General features: G+C 64.4%; 20 protein-coding genes. 15 read left to right on the forward strand and 5 right to left on the reverse strand.

The window, feature by feature from the left end; translation table 11 throughout:
- Positions 1-74: 74 nt before the first annotated feature.
- Entirely contained in the window at positions 75-782 is a 708-nt protein-coding gene (locus tag VRS74_RS11010; protein WP_494337523.1) for a VV20781 family protein, read from the forward strand.
- Between the two features lie 73 nt (positions 783-855).
- Positions 856-2,202: a glutathione-disulfide reductase gene (gorA, locus tag VRS74_RS11015; protein WP_354145315.1), complete on the forward strand. Its 1,347-nt coding sequence runs from the start codon at positions 856-858 to the stop codon at positions 2,200-2,202.
- A gap of 9 nt (positions 2,203-2,211) precedes the next feature.
- Here the strand turns inward: gorA and VRS74_RS11020 are convergent, their stop codons facing one another.
- The gene (locus VRS74_RS11020) at positions 2,212-3,321 is read right to left on the reverse strand and encodes an NAD(P)/FAD-dependent oxidoreductase (protein WP_354145316.1); all 1,110 of its coding nucleotides are present in this window, start codon (positions 3,319-3,321) and stop codon (positions 2,212-2,214) included.
- 72 nt (positions 3,322-3,393) lie between these two features.
- On the opposite strand from VRS74_RS11020, the gene VRS74_RS11025 reads away from it, so the two are divergent.
- From VRS74_RS11025 to VRS74_RS11065, 9 genes are all read left to right on the forward strand, one after another.
- A complete protein-coding gene (locus VRS74_RS11025) occupies positions 3,394-4,413 on the forward strand; it encodes an NAD-dependent epimerase/dehydratase family protein (RefSeq protein ID WP_354145317.1) in 1,020 nt (339 codons plus the stop codon).
- The gene (locus tag VRS74_RS11030) at positions 4,413-5,135 is read left to right on the forward strand and encodes an SDR family oxidoreductase (protein ID WP_354145318.1); all 723 of its coding nucleotides are present in this window, start codon (positions 4,413-4,415) and stop codon (positions 5,133-5,135) included. The genes VRS74_RS11025 and VRS74_RS11030 overlap by 1 nt, the downstream gene beginning before the upstream one ends.
- Positions 5,136-5,198: 63 nt before the next feature.
- The gene (locus VRS74_RS11035; RefSeq protein WP_354145319.1) at positions 5,199-6,731 is read left to right on the forward strand and encodes an acyl-CoA carboxylase subunit beta; all 1,533 of its coding nucleotides are present in this window, start codon (positions 5,199-5,201) and stop codon (positions 6,729-6,731) included.
- Between the two features lie 11 nt (positions 6,732-6,742).
- Positions 6,743-7,180 carry a methylmalonyl-CoA epimerase gene (mce, locus tag VRS74_RS11040; protein WP_354145320.1) on the forward strand — a complete coding sequence of 146 codons (438 nt, stop codon included), beginning with the start codon at positions 6,743-6,745 and terminating at the stop codon, positions 7,178-7,180.
- Positions 7,180-7,968: an enoyl-CoA hydratase-related protein gene (locus VRS74_RS11045; RefSeq protein ID WP_354145321.1), complete on the forward strand. Its 789-nt coding sequence runs from the start codon at positions 7,180-7,182 to the stop codon at positions 7,966-7,968. Before mce ends, VRS74_RS11045 begins: the two co-directional genes overlap by 1 nt.
- Position 7,969: 1 nt before the next feature.
- Positions 7,970-10,207 carry a methylmalonyl-CoA mutase gene (scpA, locus tag VRS74_RS11050; protein ID WP_354145322.1) on the forward strand — a complete coding sequence of 746 codons (2,238 nt, stop codon included), beginning with the start codon at positions 7,970-7,972 and terminating at the stop codon, positions 10,205-10,207.
- A 100-nt stretch (positions 10,208-10,307) separates the two neighbouring features.
- Positions 10,308-10,769 carry a hypothetical protein gene (locus VRS74_RS11055; protein WP_354145323.1) on the forward strand — a complete coding sequence of 154 codons (462 nt, stop codon included), beginning with the start codon at positions 10,308-10,310 and terminating at the stop codon, positions 10,767-10,769.
- A gap of 84 nt (positions 10,770-10,853) precedes the next feature.
- A complete protein-coding gene (locus VRS74_RS11060) occupies positions 10,854-12,878 on the forward strand; it encodes an ATP-binding protein (RefSeq protein ID WP_354145324.1) in 2,025 nt (674 codons plus the stop codon).
- The gene (locus VRS74_RS11065; RefSeq protein WP_354145325.1) at positions 12,878-13,249 is read left to right on the forward strand and encodes a tRNA-binding protein; all 372 of its coding nucleotides are present in this window, start codon (positions 12,878-12,880) and stop codon (positions 13,247-13,249) included. The genes VRS74_RS11060 and VRS74_RS11065 overlap by 1 nt, the downstream gene beginning before the upstream one ends.
- Here VRS74_RS11065 and VRS74_RS11070 read toward each other — a convergent pair.
- The 4 genes from VRS74_RS11070 to VRS74_RS11085 are packed head-to-tail and all read right to left on the reverse strand — an operon-like array spanning position 13,246 to position 17,129.
- Entirely contained in the window at positions 13,246-14,016 is a 771-nt protein-coding gene (locus VRS74_RS11070; protein WP_354145326.1) for a cyclase family protein, read from the reverse strand. The two genes, VRS74_RS11065 and VRS74_RS11070, sit on opposite strands and share 4 nt — an antisense overlap.
- The gene (locus VRS74_RS11075; protein ID WP_354145327.1) at positions 14,013-15,425 is read right to left on the reverse strand and encodes a peptide MFS transporter; all 1,413 of its coding nucleotides are present in this window, start codon (positions 15,423-15,425) and stop codon (positions 14,013-14,015) included. The genes VRS74_RS11070 and VRS74_RS11075 overlap by 4 nt, the downstream gene beginning before the upstream one ends.
- A 34-nt stretch (positions 15,426-15,459) precedes the next feature.
- On the reverse strand, positions 15,460-16,569 hold the full coding sequence (gene aroB, locus VRS74_RS11080; RefSeq protein WP_354145328.1) for a 3-dehydroquinate synthase: 1,110 nt from the start codon (positions 16,567-16,569) through the stop codon (positions 15,460-15,462).
- Complete coding sequence (locus VRS74_RS11085) at positions 16,560-17,129, reverse strand: shikimate kinase (protein ID WP_354145329.1); 570 nt, start codon at positions 17,127-17,129, stop codon at positions 16,560-16,562. Before VRS74_RS11085 ends, aroB begins: the two co-directional genes overlap by 10 nt.
- Positions 17,130-17,209: 80 nt before the next feature.
- Between VRS74_RS11085 and VRS74_RS11090 the strand changes: the two genes are divergently transcribed.
- From VRS74_RS11090 to VRS74_RS11105, 4 genes are read left to right on the forward strand one after another with little or no spacing between them, the layout of a single operon-like run.
- A complete protein-coding gene (locus tag VRS74_RS11090) occupies positions 17,210-17,365 on the forward strand; it encodes a hypothetical protein (protein ID WP_354145330.1) in 156 nt (51 codons plus the stop codon).
- Complete coding sequence (locus VRS74_RS11095) at positions 17,365-19,194, forward strand: hypothetical protein (protein ID WP_354145331.1); 1,830 nt, start codon at positions 17,365-17,367, stop codon at positions 19,192-19,194. The genes VRS74_RS11090 and VRS74_RS11095 overlap by 1 nt, the downstream gene beginning before the upstream one ends.
- On the forward strand, positions 19,194-20,084 hold the full coding sequence (locus VRS74_RS11100) for a tyrosine recombinase (protein WP_354145332.1): 891 nt from the start codon (positions 19,194-19,196) through the stop codon (positions 20,082-20,084). The genes VRS74_RS11095 and VRS74_RS11100 overlap by 1 nt, the downstream gene beginning before the upstream one ends.
- A 9-nt stretch (positions 20,085-20,093) precedes the next feature.
- Positions 20,094-21,041: an acetyl-CoA carboxylase carboxyltransferase subunit alpha gene (locus tag VRS74_RS11105; protein ID WP_354145333.1), complete on the forward strand. Its 948-nt coding sequence runs from the start codon at positions 20,094-20,096 to the stop codon at positions 21,039-21,041.
- Positions 21,042-21,052: the final 11 nt, after the last annotated feature.

Here is a 21,052-nt window from a genome sequence, read left to right on the forward strand (position 1 = left end):
GTTCATACAAGAACCCATAAAGCTGAACAATTCACAGCCTCCCCATCGGGGTTCGATCAGAAAGATTACGTCAAATGCGTCGTTTCATCCCACTCGCCGGTGCATGGGCTTTGGCCGCATGCGCCGGTTTGCCGCCTGCCCAAATGCGCCTTCCCGCTGATTTGGCCGACAATACCCGCACTGAATTCCAGGGGGTGTCGGGCTGGACCCATGGTCGCTTTACCGTTGGCGAATATTCGGGCGGATACGAACGCTCCGAAGAGCGGCTGGCCTTTTTCGATACCTGGATCAAGAATTCGGGGCACACCGAATTCGTAATCGAAGGGCCCGCGATCTCGACCACTATCGAGGCTCGTTGCCGTGTGCGGGAGAGGATTGTCGATCTGGGCAGCTTGGAGTTCAAGACCAAGCCGATGTCATATTCCTGCGAATTTACTGCCGTCGGGCGGCCGTTCCCGGCCCGCTTCGAGTTGCAGGAAGTTCGCGAGGGCCTGAGTGGCGCGCTTTCAAAAGAGGCACGGCGCGGCGAGATATTGCTGGGAGGCGAGGCTGTTCAGATCCGTTCGGTACATCGCATCGAAGGGTCGCCTTTCGCCATGGCCAGCCCCATTGGCTATGTTTTTGAACAGGACGGGCGCCCGGTTGGCGCGGTCGAACTCAATGGTCGACCTGCACTGATCATGCCGCGCGGAACCGATCAAGGCCTTGCGCGCACGCTGACAATCGCAGCGCTTGCGTTGGGCCTGTTCTGGGATCCGGCAGACAGCCAGCTTGGCGAATAGCTCCTGAACCGGCATCGGCGGTTGGCAATCCGGTTGCCAGCCGCCATATCGCCGACAACAGGAGCTGCTGCGCATGGCCGAATACGACTACGACCTCTTCACCATTGGCGCCGGTTCGGGCGGGGTCCGCGCGAGCCGCGTTGCTGCCGCGCATGGCGCAAAGGTGGCGGTTGCCGAGGAATATCGCGTCGGCGGCACCTGCGTGATCCGCGGCTGCGTGCCCAAGAAGATGCTCGTTTACGGATCGATGTTCGCCGAGGAGCTGGCCCATGCGGGCAATTTCGGCTGGACTATCGAAGGCACGAGCTTCGACTGGGCGAGCCTGCGCGACTTCGTCAATCGCGACGTCGACCGGCTGGAGGGCCTCTACGGCCAGACGCTGTCGAACCACCATGTCGAAATCGTTGCCGAGCGGGCGACCATCACCGGCCCGCATTCGGTGCGGCTGGCGAGCGGACGCGAAGTCACCGCGAAGCATATCCTCATCGCGACCGGCGCATGGCCCGCCACGCCCGAATTCCCCGGCGTCGAGCATTGCATCAGCTCGAACGAAATCTTCCATCTGGAGGAGCAGCCGCACTGCCTGATGGTGGTCGGCGGGGGCTATATCGCGATGGAATTCGCAGGGATATTCAACGCGCTCGGCAGCGAAGTCACCGTGGTCAACCGCACTGACCGGATCTTGCGGTCCTATGACGAGCAGATCGTCGACCGCATGCTCCATATCGCGATGGGGCGCGGGATCGATTTTCGCATGCACAGCCAGATCAAGCGGGTCGACAAGGCGGATGACGGCTGCCTGCAGGTCGATCTCGGCGGCACCTATCCGGTCAAGGTCGACCAGGTGCTGATCGCCACCGGCCGCTCTCCCAATACCGAGGGACTGGGGCTGGAAGCAGCCGGTGTCGAACTGGGCGAGGGCGGTGCGATCAAAGTCGACGAATACAACCGCACCAGCTGCGACAGCATCTATGCCGTGGGTGACGTGACCGACCGCGTGCAACTGACCCCGGTCGCTATCCGCGAAGGCCATGCCTTTGCCGACACGGTGTTCGGCGGTAAGCCGCGCACGATCGACTATTCCTCCATTCCCAGCGCGGTGTTCAGCCAGCCGCCGCTCGCGGGTGTGGGCCTGACCGAGCGCGAGGCGCGCAAGACCTATGGCGATGTGAAGGTCTACACATCGGACTTCCGCCCGATGAAGAACATCTTCTCGTCCCACCCGGAGCGCGGGCTCTACAAGATGATCGTCGAAGCGACGTCGGAAAAGATCCTCGGCATCCACATGATCGGGCCCGAAGCGCCCGAAATCCTGCAGATGGCGGCAGTTGCGGTGAAGGCTGGCCTCACCAAGCAGGCCTTCGACGACACGGTCGCGCTGCATCCCTCGATGGCCGAGGAACTCGTCCTGCTCAAATAGCGCGCTGCGTCAGGCGAAGCGGGCGGGCGAAACCGCCGCTTGCTCGACGCCTGCCGCGCGCAGTCCTTCGGGCCAGTCGAGCCCGCAGGCCAGCGCTTCGGCAGCCATCGCCATGGCGGGCGAGGTCTGCAGGCCAAAGCCGCCTTGCCCGGCCAGCCAGAAGAAGCCTGGGGCGGTGCGATCGAAACCCGCCACTGGGCGCCGGTCGGGCGCAAAACTGCGCAGTCCCGCCCATTTGCTTGCGATACGGCGGATTTCGAGCGTGGTGGCTTCTTCCACTCGCCACGCAGCCAGCGCCACATCCTCTTCCTCGGGCTGCGCATCGCAGGGTTCGGAGGGATGCTCGTCCATTGCGCAGGCGAGCAGCCGCCCGCGGCCTTCCGGCTCGATATAGAAACCGGGGCCGACCGTTTTGGTGAAAGGCCAGCCCGAAACGTCCAGTTCCGGCGACATGTCGAATGTGATCACCGTGCGGCGAAGGGGCCGGATGCCGAGCGGCGCGATCCCGCCAAGCGACGCGATCTGATCGGCCCAGGCGCCTGCCGCATTGACCACCACGCGCGCGGAATAGCTTTGCCCCGGCGTGTCGGCGATCCAGCGCTCGCCATCGTGGCGCAAAGCCGTGATCGGGGCGTCAAGCGCCACTTCGCCGCCAGCCTCGCGCAGCGTGCGGCGATGCCCCTCGAGCATGGCGTGCGCGTCGAGCTTGCGGCCGTTTTCATCGAGCAATGCGCCGATCACGCCGCCGCTGCCTTCCTTGAGGATCGGCACCAGTTCGCGCGCCTGCTGCGGATCGAGCCGTGTGATCCCGGGCTCCCAGACGCGATAATTCGCCTCGACCCGGTCGAGTGCGGCTTCCTGCCCTTCGAGCGCGAGGAACAGCGCTGGGTGCCGCCGTGCCGCAGGCTCTTCGAGCAGCGGCATGCTGACCGCCGTGAGCGCGCGCACGATCGGATCGTCCATGTCGAAATGGGCGAATGCGGCACTGCGGCCCGAAGCATGGACGCCGGGCGCGCTTTCGGCTTCGCAGACCGCCACTTTACCATGGCGCGCCAGCCGCGCCGCAGCCGAAAGGCCCGCGATCCCGGCGCCAATCACGAGGAAATCAACTTGCCGCACTCACAAATCCTTCAACGCGTTGCCAAACAACAATTGCTCGCATAGCCTGCGCCGATTGGGGAGGCTCGCGCGATGGCGAACACCGTACTCGTAACTGGCGGCACCGGCTATATCGGCGGCGAGGTAATCGACCAGCTTTTATTGAATGGATACAGTGTTCATACGACGGTTAGGGACCGCGCCAAGAGCGAGCCCCGGCTGCGCTCGCGATGGCCCGATGCGGGTGATCGGCTAAAGGTGTTCCAGGCCGATCTGATGAGCGATGCAGGCTGGGCCGAAGCCAATGCGGGATGCGACGCGGTGGCGCATGTCGCTTCGCCGTTTCCGCTCGATGTACCCCGGCACAAGGACGAACTCGTTATCCCCGCGCGCGAAGGGACGCTGCGCGCGCTGCGCTTTGCCACTGCGGCAGGCGTGACGCGCTTCGTGCAGACCAGTTCGGCGGCGGCGATCGCATACGGGCATCCCGAAAAGGACCATTTCGATCATACCGACTGGACCAATCTCGTGGTCGGAGTTCCGCCCTATATCGAATCCAAGACTGTGGCCGAGCGCGCAGCGCGCGCCTGGGTGGAGGCGAACGCGCCCGAACTGGTGTTCTGTTCGGTCAACCCTGTCGCGGTGTTCGGCCCGGTCTATGACAACGATCTTTCGACCAGCGTCGAACTGGTCAAGAAAGTGGTCGACGGATCGATCCCGCTCGCGCCCAACATGGGCATTTGCGTGACAGACGTGCGCGATGTGGCCAGGGCGCATGTGCTCGCGATCGAAGCCCCGGCGGAGGACGTCCGCGGAGAGCGCTTCCCCACGTCGCAGAAATTCATGTGGATCCGCGAGATGGCCGATGCGGTGCGTGAGCGTGTGCCCGAATTCGCCGCAAAGGTGCCTACGCGCCCGATGCCAGACTGGATGGTCAAATTCCTTGCGCTGTTCATGCCCGAGATGCGCCAGATCAAGGGCGAACTCGGCAATGTGCGCGACGTTTCGGGCAGGCATACCGAAGAAGTGCTGGGCTTCACCTTCATCCCCGCCGAGCAGACGCTTGAGGACACGGTGCGCAGCCTTGTCGAACACGGGATTGTGAAAGTCTGATGCGGATCGCGGGCAAGAAGGTCCTCCTTACAGGAGGCAGCGCGGGCATCGGGCGCGAAATCGCGCGGCAGCTGCGGGCCAAGGGTGCGCAGGTGGCCATTACGGGGCGCGACAAGGCGCGGCTCGACGCCATGCGCGACGAGGGCTTCGAAGCGATCGAGGCCGATTTGTCGAACGCGCACGGGGTCGATGCGCTGATCGCCGACCTCGGCACACGCGAAATCGACATCCTGATTAACAATGCCGGGCAAGGGGTCGACCACGACTTCCGCGTGTCATTGCCCGATCCCGATGCAGTTGACGCCTGCATCTACGCCAATCTCGATGCGCCGATCCGCCTGATCACCGCGCTGGTACCGATGCTGGGGCGGCGGCCCGAAGCGGCGATCGTCAACGTCACCAGCGGCCTCGCCATCGCGCCGCGCGCGGGCAGCCCGGTTTATTGCGCGACCAAGGCGGGGCTACGCAGTTACACCATGGCGCTTCGCGCGCAGCTGGCTGATACCAATATCCTCGTGGTCGAGGCGCTACCGCCAGTGGTCGACACGCAGATGACCGCGCGGCTCAACGGCAACAAGATGCCGCCGCAGGAATGCGCCGCGCAGATCGTCGATGCGATCGAAAGCGACAGCCCGGAAGCGAATGTGGGGCAGGTCAAGCTGCTGCGATGGGTCTATTCGCTCTCGCCAGCGCTCGCGCGCCGGATGATGCTGCGTTTTTGATACGTTGACGCTGGGGCTTTTCCGTCGCTAGGCGGAATGCGCATTGGCCATCAGGGAGAGCGCATGTCCGCCAATATTGCCGAAATGGAACGTCGCCGCGCCGCCGCCAAGTTGGGCGGGGGGCAGAAGCGGATCGATGCGCAGCATGCCAAGGGCAAGCTGACCGCACGCGAACGGCTCGAAGTGCTGCTCGACGAAGGCAGTTTCGAAGAGCTCGACGCCTATGTCGAGCATGACTGCGTCGATTTCGGCATGCAGGACCAGAAGATTCCGGGTGACGGCGTCGTCACCGGATCGGGCACGATCAACGGGCGGCTGGTCTATGTCTTCAGCCAGGATTTCACCGTGTTCGGCGGCTCGCTGTCGAAGCGGCATGCGGAAAAGATCTGCAAGGTGATGGAAAGCGCCATGAAATACGGCGCGCCTGTCATCGGCCTCAACGATTCGGGCGGCGCGCGCATCCAGGAAGGCGTGGCGTCGCTGGGCGGCTATGCCGATGTGTTCCAGCGCAATGTGCTGGCATCGGGCGTGGTGCCGCAGATCAGCCTGATCATGGGGCCATGCGCGGGCGGGGCGGTCTATTCCCCGGCGATGACCGACTTCATCTTCATGGTGAAGGACAGCTCCTACATGTTCGTGACGGGGCCTGACGTGGTCAAGACAGTCACCAATGAGGTCGTGACGCAGGAAGAGCTGGGCGGGGCGATCACCCACACCACCAAGACTTCGGTCGCCGACGTCGCGTTCGAGAACGACATTGAAGCCTTGCTCGCGACCCGCGCCTTCTTTGATTTCCTGCCGCTGTCGAACCGCGAGCCGGTGCCCGAGCGGCCCACCGCGGACCCCTTTGACCGCGAGGAGGCGAGCCTCGACACGCTGATCCCCGACAATGCCAACCAGCCCTATGACATGCATGAAGTCATCCGCAAGGTGCTGGACGAAGGCGATTTCTTCGAGGTCCAGCCGGCCCATGCGGCCAACATCATCTGCGGCTTCGGCCGCGTCGAAGGCCGCACCGTGGGCGTGGTGGCGAACCAGCCGATGGTGCTGGCAGGCGTGCTCGACATCAATTCCTCGAAGAAGGCCGCGCGCTTCGTGCGCTTCTGCGATGCCTTCGAAATTCCGATCCTGACTTTCGTCGACGTGCCCGGCTTCCTTCCCGGCACCGCGCAAGAACACAATGGCATCATCAAGCACGGCGCCAAGCTGCTGTTCGCCTATGCCGAGGCGACCGTGCCCAAGATCACCGTGATCACCCGCAAGGCCTATGGCGGCGCCTATGACGTGATGGCGTCAAAGCATTTGCGTGGCGACCTCAACTATGCCTGGCCCACTGCAGAAATCGCGGTGATGGGTGCCAAGGGTGCGGTGGAGATCATCTTCCGCCAGGACATTGGCGATCCGGCCAAGATCGCAGAGCGGACCAAGGAATATGAAGACCGCTTCGCCAACCCCTTCGTGGCGGCGCAGCGCGGCTATATCGACGAAGTGATCTACCCGCATTCCACGCGCCGCCGGATTGCGCTGGGCCTCAGGAAGCTGCGCAACAAGCAGCTCGAGAACCCGTGGAAGAAGCACGACAATATTCCGCTCTAGAGGTGAGCACTATGAAACTCGGACGCATGAATCACCTGGGCTATGCCGTGCCCAGCATCGAAGCGGCCATTTCGCATTATCGCGATGTCATGGGCGCGACCGATATCGAGGAGCCTTTCGACCTGCCCGAACAGGGCGTGAAGGTCTGCTTCGTCAACACGCCCACGGATTCGGGGATGAACGGCACGCAGATCGAGCTGATCGAGCCGTTCGACGCCACTTCGCCGATCAACAATTTCCTCGAAAAGAACCCGCAGGGCGGGCAGCACCACGTGTGCTTCGAAGTGCCCGATATCGCTACAGCACGCGAGGAATTCGAGGCCATGGGCAAGCGCATTCTGGGCCCCACGCGCATCGGCGCGCACGGCACTCCTATCTTTTTCGTCCATCCCAAGGACATGCAGGGCATGCTTACCGAGATCATGGAAACGCCCAAGGGAGATCACTGATGTCCGATTACGAAACCATTCTCGTCGAACGTGACGGCCCGCTGCTCACCATCACGCTCAACCGGCCCGACCGGCTCAACGCCATGCCGCCGCAGATGGCGGACGAGCTTGGCGCGGCCCTCTATGATCTTGGCGACGCGCGCGCGGTGCTGATCACCGGCGCGGGTAAGGGCTTCTGCTCGGGCGCGGACCTCGCAGCGCGGGGTGAACGCAGCGCGCTCGAAACGAAGGGCGGCAGCCACCGCGCCCTGCAGAACCACTACAATCCGGCGGTGAGCCAGGTGCTGCGCGCGCCGGTGCCGGTCATCACCGCAGTCAACGGCCCGGCGGCGGGCGTGGGCTGCTCGCTGGCGCTGGCGGGCGATTTCGTGCTCGCAGGCAAAAGCGCCTATTTCCTCCAAGCCTTCGTGAATATCGGCCTTGTGCCCGATGGCGGCTCGACCTGGCTGCTCGCCCGTGCGATCGGCCGCGCCAATGCCACCCGCATGATGATGCTGGGCGAGAAGATCGGCGCCGAACAGGCCGAGCAATGGGGCCTGATCTACAAGGCGGTCGATGACGATGCGCTGTTGAGCGAAGCGCGCGCGCTGGCGGAAAAGCTCGCGAACGGGCCGACGCTTGCCTATGCCACGATGAAGCGCAATATCGCGACCGCGCTCGACGGTACGCTGCCCGAGGTGTTCCTTGCCGAAGCCGAAGGCCAGCGGATCGCCGGGGCAAGCGCGGATGCGATGGAAGGCGGCATGGCTTTCCTCCAGAAGCGCAAGGCTGAATTCAAGGGCAAGTAATATGGCGGATATCGAAGACTGGAAGGCTCTGGTCGACAAGGAGGTCAAGGGTCGCGACCTCACCTGGCACACGCCCGAGGGCTTCGATATCAAGCCGCTCTATACGTCCGACGATGCGACGCAGGAGCGCGGCCTGCCGGGCTTCGCGCCTTTCACGCGCGGGGTGAAGGCATCGATGTATGCCGGGCGCCCGTGGACGATCCGGCAGTATGCGGGTTTCTCGACCGCCGAAGAATCGAACGCCTTCTATCGCCGCAACCTTGCCGCAGGTCAGAAGGGCCTTTCGGTTGCGTTCGACCTTGCGACCCATCGCGGTTACGATTCCGACCACCCGCGCGTGGTGGGCGATGTCGGCAAGGCCGGCGTCGCGATCGACACCGTCCGCGACATGGAAATCCTGTTCGACCAGATCCCGCTCGACCAGATGTCGGTTTCCATGACCATGAACGGCGCGGTGATCCCGGTGCTGGCCTTCTTCATCGTCGCGGCAGAGCGGCAGGGCGTGTCTCAGGACAAGCTCGACGGGACCATCCAGAACGACATCCTGAAGGAGTTCATGGTCCGCAACACCTATATCTATCCGCCTGAGCCGAGCATGCGGATCGTTTCGGACATTATCGCATATACCTCGCGCAACATGCCGAAATTCAACAGCATTTCGATCTCGGGCTATCACATGCACGAGGCCGGGGCGACCGCGGTGCAGGAACTCGCCTTCACCATTGCCGATGGCAAGGAATATGCCCAGCGCGCCATGGCCGCGGGGCTCGATATCGATGCCTTCGCCGGGCGGCTTTCGTTCTTTTTCGGCATCGGCATGAACTTCTTCATGGAGATCGCCAAGCTGCGCGCGGCGCGCACGCTGTGGTATCGCGTGATGGACGGCCTTGGCGCGAAGCAGGAACGCAGCAAGATGCTGCGCACCCACTGCCAGACGTCCGGTGTCTCGCTGCAAGAGCAGGACCCCTACAACAATGTGATCCGTACCACGGTGGAAGCCATGGCCGCGACGCTGGGCGGCACGCAGTCGCTCCACACCAACGCGCTTGATGAAGCCATCGCGCTCCCAACCGACTTTTCCGCGCGCATCGCCCGCAACACCCAGCTGGTGCTGCAGGAGGAAAGCGGAATCTGCAACGTCGTCGATCCGCTGGGCGGCAGCTATTACATCGAGGCGCTCACCGCCAAGCTGGTGGAAGAGGCCGAAAAGCTGATGGCCGAGGTCGACGCGGTGGGCGGGATGACCGCCTATGTCGGCACCGGCAAGCCGAAGGCCGCGATCGAAGAGGCCGCCGCGCACAAGCAGGCCAGCGTCGACAAGGGCGAGACGGTGATCGTGGGGGTGAACAAATATCGCCTCGCCAAGGAAGAGCATCTCGAAACGCTCGAGGTCGACAACCACGCCGTGCGCGAGGCGCAGATCGCGCGGATCAGGGCAGTCAAGGACGCGCGCGACGAGGCCGCCTGCCAGGCTGCGCTCAAGGCGCTGACCGAGGCTGCTGCGGCCAGCCCGAATGCGCAGAGCGAGGCACTGCGCACCGGGCGCGACGAGCGCGGCATTCCACTGCCGCCTTCGGTGCTGGCCGAGATGGAGCGCCAGGCTGACGTGAACCTGCTTGCCCGCGCAGTCGAGGCGGCGCGCCATGACGCGACGCTGGGCGAAATTTCGGCGGCGATGGAAGCGGCGTTCGGCCGCTATGACACCGTGCCGCGCCCGGTGAAGGGGGTCTATTCCTCCGCCTATGCCGAGGATGCGCGCTACCAGCAGGTGACGCGCGGCGTGGAGGCGGTCGAGAACCGCCTTGGCCGCAAGCCGCGCATCCTGATCGCCAAGATGGGGCAGGACGGGCACGATCGCGGCGCGAATGTGATCGCCTCCGCCTTTGCCGACATGGGTTTCGACGTGATCGCCGGGCCGCTGTTCCAGACGCCCAAGGAAACCGCCGCGCTCGCGCTGCAGAAGCAGGTGGACGTGGTTGGCGCATCAAGCCTTGCCGCCGGTCACAAGACGCTGATCCCCGAACTGATCAATTTGCTGCGCGATGCCGGGCGGCCCGACATCAAGGTGACGGCAGGCGGCGTGATCCCCCCGCAGGACTATGATTTCCTGCGCGAAAAGGGCGTTCAGGGCATCTATGGCCCCGGTTCCAACGTTGTCGAATGCGCGGCGGATATCCTGCGCCTGCTGGGTCACAATATGCCGCCTGCGGGCGAGGAAGTGAGCGAGGCGGCGGAGTGAGTTTCTCCGACGCGGGTGTCGTTTTGATACAATAGCTTCCTACCAAGGCCGCTAGGGTCCACCCCATCGGGTCGCATTTCCCAACAGGGGGGAACGACCTATGCGTAAATCGATACTGACTGCTGCTGCATTCGCGCTTGCGACCACAATGGGCGTCGGGGCAACGCCTGCTCTCGCCGATCACCACGAAGCGGGCGAGATCGAACGGCAGAATGTTGATTGGTACCAACTCACGATGACCAAGTTCAAGCCGGGCAAGATCGGCCGTGCGCGCGAGATCATCAACGACTATTTCGACAAGGCACTGAAGACGGCCGGGATCGAGGCCAAGGCGATCCACGTCAATATCGGCGATTACGACCAGATCACGCTGTGGCCGATGAAGGCTGGGCCAGACCAGATGAGCTGGCGGCGCAATCCGGAATTCGCCAAGGCATGGGATGCGCTCAAGGAGCTCACCGGCAGCGAAGAGAAGCGGCAGGAGCTGGTCGACGAGTTCGACTCGCTGATCGCTTATGAGAAGGAATCGCTGGTCCATATCGACCGCCCCGAAGCGGAGTAGCGCCTAGCCGAAATTGACTAGCTTGATACGGGCCTTCGAGGTGGGCATAGGCGTTTGACGTCGTTGCGACCTTCGGAGGCCCGTTTGTTTTCCAAGATACTGATTGCCAATCGCGGCGAAATCGCGTGCCGGGTCATCAAGACCGCGCGCCGCATGGGTATCCAGACCGTGGCGGTCTATTCCGATGCCGATGCCCGCGCGCCTTTCGTCAAGATGGCTGACGAGGCAGTGCATATCGGCCCGTCGCCCGCCGCCGAAAGCTATCTGATCGCAGACAAGATCATCGCCGCCTGCAAGCAGACCGGCGCCGAAGCGGTCCATCCGGGCTATGGCTTCCTGTCCGAACGCACCAGCTTTGCCGAGGCGCTCGCGGCGGAGGGTATCGAATTCATCGGGCCTCCCGTGGGCGCGATCGCCGCGATGGGCGACAAGATCGAGTCCAAGAAGCTGGCCAAGGAAGCGGGCGTCAACGTCGTCCCCGGCTTCGTCGGCGAGATCGAGGACACCGAACACGCGGTGCGCATCTCGAACGAGATCGGCTATCCGGTGATGATGAAGGCCAGCGCCGGCGGTGGCGGCAAGGGCATGCGGCTCGCCTATAATGAAAAAGACGTGCGCGAAGGCTTCGAAAGCGTGAAGCGCGAAGGGCTGAACAGCTTTGGCGACGATCGCGTCTTCATCGAGAAGTTCATCCTCAACCCGCGCCACATCGAGATCCAGATCCTGGGCGACAAGCACGGGAACATCCTCTACCTTAACGAGCGCGAATGCAGCATCCAGCGCCGCCACCAGAAGGTGGTGGAGGAAGCCCCGTCGCCCTTCGTCACCCCCAAGATGCGCAAGGCGATGGGCGAGCAATGCGTCGCGCTGGCCCGCGCGGTCGGATATTTCAGCGCCGGTACGGTCGAACTGATCGTGAGCGGCGCGGACCCGACGGGCGAAAGCTTCTACTTCCTTGAGATGAACACCCGCCTGCAGGTCGAGCACCCGGTCACCGAAGCGATCACCGGGATCGACCTGGTCGAGCAGATGATCCGCGTTGCTGCGGGCGAGAAGCTCTCCATGACGCAGGAAGATATCGGGATCGACGGCTGGGCCATCGAAAACCGCGTCTATGCCGAAGACCCCTATCGCGGCTTCCTGCCCTCGACCGGGCGACTGGTCGAATACAAGCCGCCGCTCGAAGGCTGGACCGATGACGGCAGCGCCAATGGCCGCCGCGGGGTTGACGGCGTTCGCGTGGACGACGGCGTTTATGAAGGCGGCGAAGTCAGCATGTTCTATGACCCGATGATCGCCAAGCTGGTCACCTGGGGCAAGACCCGCGACGAAGCGGCAGATTTGCAGATCCAGGCGCTCGATGCCTTCCGCATCAAGGGGCTGGGGCACAATGTCGACTTCCTCAGCGCCATCATGCAGCATCCGCGCTTCCGCTCGGGCGAGCTGACCACCGGTTTCATCGCCGAGGAATATCCGGACGGGTTCGAAGGCGCGGCGGCTTCCGAGGAACTGCTGCGCGCTCTGGCAGCGATCGGCGGCGTACTCGCCACGGCGGATGCCGACCGTGCGCGCCACGTCGACCAGCAGCTGGCGGATGATGACCTTGCCGCACCGGGCGACTGGGCGGTGAAGATCGGTGACAATGAATATACCGTCGTGCTCGAGGAAGAGGCGATTACCGTCGACGGCGAGCCGGTCGAACTGAGCTTCGACTATACGCCGGGCGAGACGATGGTCGATATCGAGCTCGATGGCGAGGCACTGACGATCCAGCTCGCACCGACCCGCACCGGCTATGCCGTGACCACGCGTGGCGCGACGCATCAGATGCGCGTGCTGCCCGCGCGCATCGCACATCTGGCACGGCACATGCTCGAAAAGGTCCCGCCGGACCTTTCGAAGCTGCTGATTTGCCCGATGCCGGGGCTGCTGGTGAAGCTGCATGTGGCCGAGGGCGAGGAGGTCCAGCCGGGCCAGCCGCTCGCCACGGTCGAAGCGATGAAGATGGAAAACATCCTTCGCGCCGAGAAGCAGGCGGTAGTGGCAAAGATCAACGCAGCCGAGGGCGACAGCCTGGCGGTCGACGCGATCATTTTGGAACTCGAATAGTGCACCTTGCGCACGATCCCGATGCCCCGGCGGCGGAGGAGATCGCATTCGGCGATTTCCTCAAGGTCGACATCCGCATCGGCATGATCGTGGCAGCAGAGGAATTCCCAGAGGCGCGCAAGCCGTCCTACCGGCTGCGGATCGATTTCGGCCCGGCGATCGGCGAGAAGAAGAGCTGCGCGCAGATCGCCGCCAATTACCACATCGACGAGCTGGTCGGGCGGCAGGTGGCGGCGGTGGTGAATTTCCCGCCGCGCCAGATCGGCCCGGCCATGTCCGAAGTGCTGACTCTGGGCTTTGCCGACAAGGCGGGCGAAGTGGTGCTGTTCGCGCCCGACGTGAAGGTGCCGAACGGCTCGCGCCTGTTCTAATCCTCGACCAGCGCCACCGCGCGAATCCACCCCGCGCTGGCGCGTTCGATCTTCACCGGGAAGCAGCTGAACATGAAGCCGTGGCTGGGCAGCGCGGCGAGGTTGGTCAGCTTCTCGATCTGGTAATAGGGGCGGATGCGGCCCGCCTTGTGGCCTTCCCAGATGATTGACGGATCATGCGTTTCTGCCCAGCGCCGCGCGGTGTGGCTGAAAGGCGCATCCCAGCTCCAGGCATCGGTGCCGACGACTTCCACGCCGCGCTCGGTCAGCCACAGTGTCGCCTCCGCGCCCAGGCCCACGCCCTGATCGGTGAAGTTTTCGGTGCCATAGGCAGCGCCTGACTGGACAAGCACGATGTCGAGCGGCTGCACATCGTAGTTGATCTTTGCGAATGCCTCCTCGACTTCGGCCCCGCTCACCACATGGCCATGCGGCAGATCGCTGAAATCGAGCTTCACGCCGGGGCGGAAGAAGCGGTCGAGCGGCGCTTCGTCGATGCTGGGGGCGGGGCTGGCACCGCTGTCGGTCGTTGAATGGTAGTGCCACGGCGCGTCCATATGCGTGCCGTTGTGGGTGGAGAGTTCGAGCATCTCCACCGCCCAGCCTTCGCCATCGGGCAGGTCAGCTTTTTCGAGCCCCGGAAAGAACATGGCGATCTGCTGCCACGTGCTTTCATGGGTCATGTAAGTGACCTTGGGCCGCATCACCTCCGGATCGGAGATCACGTTATTGGTGATCGGGATCGAAAGGTCGATGAAACGGGTCATGCGAGCGCCACGTCTTCGGAGTGCGCCCGGTGCATCAATCGCGGTGCGAGCAGCAGCTTGAACAGCACGAAGATCACGCCTGCAGTCGCGGCGAAGCCCATGTGGATCAGCCAGAACTGCGTCACCGGCATCGTCTCGAACCAGCCGCCGACATAGCCTACCAGCGCATTGCCAGCGAAAAAGGCGAGGTAATAGAGCCCGATCACCGTGGCGTTGATCTGTTTGGGCGCCAGCCGCGCGAAGAGCGCCAGGCTGACGGGCAGCATATGTGCAAAGCCGATCGAGTTCACGATGTGGAACATCACCGGCCAGAACAGGCCGATCTTTTCGCCGGGCGGGGTGGTGGCTGCCGCCATGTAGAGACAGGCCATGCCGCCAATCGAGAAGAGCGATCCGATGATGATCTTGGTGAGTTCGTCGGGTTCCTGCCACCTGGTCTTCCACCAGCGGTAGAAAGCGGCAACGCCAGCGAGGAAGCTGACCGAAACAACCGCGTCGAGCGAGATAAGCCAGCTGGTCGGCAGCTTTTCACCGGCCCAATAGAGCGCAAACTGCTGGTCGCCCCAGACGAGGTAGGCGTTGAATATCTGGTTATTGGGCACGATTGCGATCGCCATGACCGGGATCAGCAAAACCAGTGCCAGCGTAGCCAGCCAATCCTGCCGGGTCATCGGATCGCGCGGGGCCTTGGCCGCGGCTGCCGCTTCTTTTCCCGGAACGTCGAAATGTTCCTTGGGCAGGTACTTCTGGCCTGCGACATAGATCCCGAGGCCGATCAGCATGCCCACGCCTGCGGCGCCGAAACCCCAGTGCCAGCCGACTGTCTCCCCGAGCGTGCCGACGATAAAGGGTGAGGCGATTACACCGGCATTGATGCCGAGATAGAAGATCTGGAAGGCGTCCGCGCGTCGCAGGTCCTCGGGCTTGTAGAGGCTGCCGACCTGGCTCGCGATATTGCCCTTGAACATGCCGGAACCGATGATCAGGCACAGCAGCGCGAACAGGAAAGTGACGTTGAAGGCCATCAGGAAATGGCCCAGCGCCATGGTGATTGCGCCCAGCAGCACGGTGCGGCGCTTTCCCAGCAACCGGTCGGCGATCCAGCCGCCCAGGATCGGTGTCAGGTAAACGCTGGCGGCATAGGTGCCGAAGATCGCGCTGGCGAATGCCTGCCCCTCAAGCCCGCCGTAAAGCGCGCGCAGCTGCTCGATCCCGGCCACGCTCCCGACCTCTTCCGGCTTGAGCAGGAAGTTGACCATGTAGAGCACCAGCAGAGTCTGCATGCCGTAATAGCTGAAACGCTCCCACGCTTCAGTGAAGGCGAGGTAGCCAAGGCCCTTCGGATGACCGAGGAAGCTCTTGTCATCCCAGTCGAAATCGAGATCGGGTGTTGCTTCGGCAACGGTCATGCAGAACTCCCCTCATGCCTGCGTTTGTGACGATCTAGCTGTGTCCTAGCTGCTCGTCGAGAAAGGCCGCCACGTCGCTCAATTCGACATCGCGCGCCATGAATGCTGCACCGATGCTGCGCAGCAGGATGAAGGGCAGGGTGCCCGCATCCATCTTCTTGTCGTGCAGCATATGATCGGCAAGGCGGCGCCCGTCGCAGTCCATGCCGAGCGCGGAAATCTCCGCTGGCAGGCCCACGGCGGCGATGGCGCTGGCCACCTTCTGCGCGTCCGCATCGCCGATCAGGCCGCGCCGCGCCGAATAGCGTGCGGCGAGCACCATGCCGAGCGCCACCCCTTCGCCATGCAGCAGCCTGTCCGAAAAGCCGGTTTCAGCCTCCAGCGCATGGCCGAATGTATGGCCAAGGTTGAGCAATGCGCGTGCGCCGCTCGTCTCGCGCTCGTCTTCGGCCACGATCCGCGCCTTGGCCGCGACGCTGGTGGCGACTGCGTGGGCCAGTGCGTCGGGATCGCGCGCCAGCACCCTGGTGCCGTTTTCCGCCAGCCAGTCGAAGAAGTCGCGGTCGCCGAGGATGCCGTATTTGATCACTTCGGCATAACCGGCGCGCATTTCGCGATCGGGCAGTGTGTCGAGTGCGGTCAGGTCCGCCAGCACCAGCGAGGGCTGGTGGAATGCACCGATCAAATTCTTTCCCGCAGCGGTGTTGATCGCGGTCTTGCCGCCGACCGAGCTGTCGACCTGCGCCAGCAGCGTTGTCGGGATTTGCACGAAGCCGCAGCCGCGCTTCAGGATCGCGCAGGCGAAGCCGGTCAGGTCGCCCACCACGCCGCCGCCCAGCGCAAACACATGGTCGCCGCGCTCGACGCCCTGTTCGAGCAGCCATTCGGTCAGCGCCTGCAAGCCCTGCCAGCTCTTCGAACCTTCGCCCGGCTCGACATCGTACCACGCCACGCTGCGTCCGTCGGCGGCGAGGGCAGCTTCGAGCCGCGCCCCGTGATGCGCGCGGGCATTGCGATCCGCCACGACTGCCACGCGCGGCTTGCGCATGAAGGCGGCCGCATGGCGCGCCGCATCGTCCAGCAGGTCGCGCCCGACCAGCACGTCATAGCTTCGGCCAGCCAGTTCGACCGGGATCACAGCCATTCTTCGAGCGCCTCCAGAATCTTCGTCGCGGTCGCATCGTGCGGACCGGCGTCGCTCATGACATGGATCGGCGCCTGCGAATAGAAGCCGCGCCGATCTTCGTAGAGACGGGTGAGGATTTCGCGCGGATCGCCCGATTTGAGCAAGGGGCGTGTGTTGCGGCGGCTAGTGCGCTCGACCAGCGTATCGATCGCGCAATCGATCCACACGGCAATCGCCTTGTCCAGGATCAGCGCGCGCGTCTCGTTATTGACGAATGCGCCGCCGCCGGTAGCGATCACCCCGTCATGCTCTTCGATCAGCCGCGCGATCACGCGCCGCTCGCCGTCGCGGAAATAGGCTTCGCCGAACTGTTCGAAGATTTCCGAGATGCTGCGCTGCGCGGCATTCTCGATCGCTTCGTCGGCATCGACGAATTTGCGATCGAGCTGCGCAGCGAGGCGGCGGCCGACGGTGGATTTTCCCACGCCCATCAGCCCCACCAGCACCAGCGGCCGGTCGAGCCGTGCGGCGATGCTGGCGAGCCGTTCGCGGCTGATGGAAGGGTGATCTTCGGTCATTGCCGATGGGCCTATAGATGGGCTAGTGCCCATGCAACATGGTACGCAAGCGCAGCTCAATTCTTCCGATGGATCAATCAATGGCGCGCAGGCCCGGCGCTGTGCCGCTTCCGGGCGGCAAGGCGCTGATGTGGCTCGCGCTGGGCGCCGGCATTCTCGCGCTCGCCTGGTTCGACGGCGGCGAGGAACCGATCCACCAGATCACGCAGGAAATCCCTGTGCCGGAGGCGCGCTGATGGCTCGCTGGAAATGGCTTGGCGGCGCAGCGATTGCGCTGAGCGCCACGCTTGCTTTCGCACAGGACGCGCCCGAATCGCTGCTGCCGCCGGGATTTGACGATCCTGCGCCGGCGCCCACGCCCGCGCCGCGTCCTTCGGCCCAGCCAGTGCCCGGCGCGCCGCCGGTGGCAGGAGGCGCGGTGGTGCAACCTTTGCCCGGCAGCATGGCACCGATCCCGGGCCTGTCCGATTTCGACTTCTCCACGGTCCCGTCTGCCGAGGAGCTGGAGAAGATGTCGCCCGACGAGCTTGATGAGCTCTTGGGGCTTCGGCCGAGCAACGATCTCCCGCCCGCCGCGCGCCGCGCGATGAGCCGGGTTGGCGTGATCGATTCGACCGAAGGCGGGCTCTATTCCAATTCGCTCGCGCGCCAGCCGTCTGCGCTGGTGCGCGCGATCCTGAAGGGTTTGCAGGGGCCGGTGGTGTCGCGCTGGGGGCATATCTTGCTGCGCCGCGCACTTTCGAGCCGCCTGGCAACGCCGGAAGGCATGGATCCGGTCGAATTCGCTGCACTGCGCGCGCAGGCGCTCAACCGCATGGGCGAATATGCCGCAGCACGTGCGCTGCTGCAGGACGTCGATTCGGGCAATTGGAACGATGCGATGATCGGCGCGGGGCTGGAGGCTTATCTCGCCACAACCGACATCATCGGGACATGCCCCGTCGTCCGGCTAAAGGGGCCGGAACGGGACGATCCGCAATGGACCATGCTGCGCGCGATCTGCAACGCCTATGCGGGCGAGGGCGTGCTGGCGGGTTCGCAGCTTGACCGGGCGCTTCGCACCGAACTCGCGCCGCGTATCGACGTGCTGCTGGCGCAGCGGCTGGCGGGGGCTGCAGGCAGCGGGCGGCGCGCGGTGGATCTCGAGTGGGATGACGTCGAGGAACTCAACCCCTGGCGCTTTGCGCTTGCCAATGCGGTGGGCGCGGAAATCCCCGAGAACCTGCGCGTGGGCGCATCGCCCTATTACGAGCGGGTTTGGGCGATCACGCCGATGGCGCCGCTGACCCAGCGTGCCGCGGTTGCCGACCGCGCCGCGCGCGAAGGCATTTTCTCTTCCCGTGCGGTAATCGATCTCTACAGCCAGATTTACGCCGACGAGACAATCACCGGCGAAGCGGCGGATATCGCGACGCAGCTGCGCGAAGCCTATGTCGGTGCCGATCCGCAAGCGCGGCTTTCGGCGATGGAAGAGCTGTGGGGCGGCGACGTTGCGAGCGATTACGGGCGCTACGTGCTAACGGCCTATGCGGCAGCGCGCATGCCTGCGTCGGCGGATTATGCGGATGCCGCGCCCGCCTTGCTCGCTTCGATGCTGGCGGCGGGGCTGGATCGCGATGCCGCGGCGTGGAGCCGCGTGGTCGAACCGGGCAGCATGGGCTGGGCGCTGGTGACGCTGGCGAGTGTGCGCAGCAATGGCATGGCATCGGGCGATGCCATCGACAGTTTCATCGACGATGACGACAGTTCGGACGAGCGGCGTTCGCGGCTGCTGCTCGCCGGGCTGGCCGGGCTGGGCCGGATCTCCTCGGGCGATCTGGGCACCTATTCGCAGCGCGTGTCGCTCAATCTCGGGCGCGAGACCCGCTGGACGCGCACGATCGAGCGCGCGGCGGATGTCGACAATCGCGCGCTCGTGGCGCTGCTCGCCGGGCTGGGGATGCAAGGCGAAGGCTGGCAGCGGATGACTCCGCTGCACCTCTATCACACCGTCTCGGCCTTGCGCCGGGTCGGGCTGGAAGCCGAAGCGCGGATGATCGCGGCGGAGGCGATCGCGCGCGGCTGATGGGCGCGGCGACCGAGGCCTTTCTCGACATGCTGGCAGCCGAGCGCGGGGCAGCGGCGAACACGCTGGCGGCCTATCGCCGCGACCTTGACGGCGCGGAAGAGGTAATCGGCGACCTTGCCGGGGCCGATCGCGAGGCGGTTGGGCAGCTCGCGGCGGCATGGTCGGGCCTCGCGCCTTCGACCGTGGCGCGGAAAAGCTCGGCGCTGCGGCAATTCTTCGGCTTCGCGATGGACGAAGGCTGGCGCGGGGACGACCCTTCCAGCGCCCTGCCGCGTCCGCGCGCCCGACGCCCGCTGCCAAAGATCCTCTCGCATGCCGAAGTCGACCGGCTGTTCGAGCGCGCCGAGCTTGAGGCAGATAGCGGCAAGCCCGCCGCCATCCGGCAACTGGCGCTGCTCGAATTGCTTTACGGCTCCGGATTGCGCGCCAGCGAGCTTGTTTCGCTGCCGCTCGCGTCGGTTCCGCGCGATGCACCCTTGCTGACAGTGATGGGCAAGGGCGGGCAGGCGCGCATGGTGCCGGTGAGCGAGCGTGCGCGCGAGGCATTGTCGCGCTGGCTGGCAGTGCGGCAAGAGGATGGCGCGGGCAGCGCGCGCTTCCTGTTCCCTTCGCGAGCCAAGCATCTCACCCGGATGCGGCTGTTTCAGCTGCTGCGCGAACTTGCGGCGCGCGCCGATATCGACCCCAAATCGATCAGCCCGCACGTGCTGCGCCATGCCTTCGCTACGCATCTGCTGGAGGGCGGGGCGGACCTGCGCGTGCTCCAGACCCTGCTCGGTCATGCCGATATTTCGACCACGCAGATCTACACCCATGTGGATGCCGCACGACTGGTCGCGCTGGTGAATGCACGGCATCCTCTTGCCCGAAGCGGAACATCAGACTAGCGGGGCACAATGATTTCCTATCTCGATTTCGAGAAGCCGGTCGCAAAGCTCGAAGAGCGGATCGCCGAGCTGCGCACCGCCGCCGAGGGCGATACGGTCGATATTGCCGTTGAACTCAAGCGACTTGAGAAGAAGAGCCGGGATTTGCTGGCCAGCACCTATGCCTCGCTGACGCCCTGGCAGAAGACGCAGGTGGCGCGCCATCCGCAGCGCCCGCACTTCCGCGATTATGTTGAGCATGCCTTCGACGAGTTCGTTCCACTGGGCGGCGATCGCTATTTCGGCGAAGACGAAGCGATCATGGGTGGCTTCGCGCGGCTGAAGGGGCGGCGCGTCGTGCTGATCGGCCACGAAAAGGGCCACGACACCGAAACCCGCCTTCGGCACAATTTCGGCATGGGCAAGCCAGAGGGCTATCGCAAGGCGATCCGCCTGATGGAACTCGCCGGGCGGTTCAGCCTGCCGGTGGTAACGCTGGTCGACACCTCGGGCGCATTCCCGGGGGTCGAAGCCGAAGAGCGCGGCCAGGCCGAAGCGATCGCGCGTTCGACCGAAGCATGCCTTGCGCTGCCGGTGCCGATGGTGGCGACGATCGTAGGCGAGGGTGGCTCGGGCGGCGCAGTGGCGCTTGCGAGCGCCGAGCGTGTGCTGATGCTCGAACATGCGGTCTATTCGGTGATTTCGCCTGAAGGCTGTGCTTCGATCCTGTGGCGCACCGCAGAAAAGGCTCCCGATGCGGCCGAAGCGATGAAAGTGACCGCACAGCACCTCAAGAAGCTCAAGGTGATCGACCGGATCGTCAAGGAACCGGTTGGCGGTGCGCACCGTGCCCCCGAAGCCATGGCGCGCAGCCTCGGCAACGCCATCGCCGAAGAGCTCGACAAGCTGGTGAAACTGCCGGCGGACGAGATCAGGCGCATGCGCGAAGAACGGTTCCTGCAAATCGGCGCAAGCTGACCCGGTCTTCC

Origin of the sequence: Altererythrobacter litoralis (assembly GCF_036324225.1) — a bacterium.
GTDB lineage: Bacteria > Pseudomonadota > Alphaproteobacteria > Sphingomonadales > Sphingomonadaceae > Erythrobacter > Erythrobacter litoralis_A.